Raw genomic sequence first — 1,102 nt, 5'->3', positions numbered from 1 at the left:
CACCTGCTCCAGACCGCCAGTGACTAGATCTCCAGATCGTAGGCGAGCGAGGGTCGGAGCAGGTTTTTCTTGATTAACCCGAACGGTTGCCTGAGCTCAAAGCTCGTTTCTGCAAGTCAGGGTGAGAGAGGAATGCCATGAACCAAGAACTTCTCGTTGTTGGAATCGATATCTCGAAGAACTTTCTCGATGTCTTCGTCAGTGGCAGCGTCACGCTCCAGCGCTATGCCAACGACGCTCCAGGCAGGGCCCAACTGGCTACCGATATGCTGGCCTTGGTACCCCATCTGATCGTGGCTGAGGCAACGGGTGGCCTGGAACGCCTCCTGATTGCGGAGCTGGCTGCACAGAAATTGCCCTTGGTGCTGGTCAATCCAAGGCAAGTCCGCGACTTTGCCAAGGCATCGGGTCAACTGGCCAAGACCGACGCGTTGGATGCTCGGGTTCTCGCCGCATTCGGCATTGCCATCCGTCCCGCCATACGCCCGTTACCCGATGAGCAGGCGCTCGAACTGGCGGATCTGGTTGGGCGTCGGCGGCAACTGGTCGACATGATGGTCGCCGAAAAGCTGCGCTTGCAGCAGGCGGTAGGCAAGACCCTGCGACGCGACATCAAGCTGCACATCCAGTGGCTGGAGAAGCGCCTCAGGGCCAGCGATGCTGGGCTAAATGACGCCATTCAGAAGTCAGAGATCTGGCGGGCCAAGGATGACTTGCTGGCTGAAGTGAAAGGTATCGGGCCCGTTTGTCGAGTCACGTTACTCGCTCTACTGCCAGAGCTGGGCCTCCTAAACCGCAAGCAGATTGCGGCACTGGTGGGGGTCGCGCCCTTCAATCGGGACAGCGGCTACTACCGAGGTACCCGGCGAGTCTGGGGTGGGCGATCCGAAGTCAGGAAGGTGCTCTACATGGCTACGCTGTCGGCCATTCGCAGCCACAACGAGGTCGTGTACAGCTTCTACCGGCGACTGAAGGAACAGGGGAAACCAGGCAAAGTAGCGGTCGTCGCGTGCATGCGGAAATTGCTTACCATCCTCAATGCGATGCTCCGTGATCAGGCTCATTTCAGGCCTCAAGTGACTTGACGCTGGACACGGTTGCT

Annotated in this window: 1 protein-coding gene; it reads left to right on the top strand. The window is 58.8% G+C overall.

The features are described from left to right. Positions 1 to 137: 137 nt before the first annotated feature. Positions 138 to 1,085 (top strand): IS110 family RNA-guided transposase, encoded by a 948-nt coding sequence (locus tag ACODS1_RS24095; RefSeq protein ID WP_489087636.1) that lies wholly within the window; start codon positions 138 to 140, stop codon positions 1,083 to 1,085. Positions 1,086 to 1,102 lie beyond the last annotated feature (17 nt).

The sequence above is a fragment of the Pseudomonas sp. FG29 genome (genome assembly GCF_057809355.1).
The sequence above is the reverse complement of the archived record's forward strand: the minus strand, read 5'-3'. Positions and strand labels throughout refer to the sequence as shown.

Excerpts from the sequence above, each read along its gene's own strand:
- ACODS1_RS24095 (WP_489087636.1), top strand. The coding sequence starts at position 138 with ATGAACCAAGAACTTCTCGTTGTTGGAATCGATATCTCGAAGAACTTT.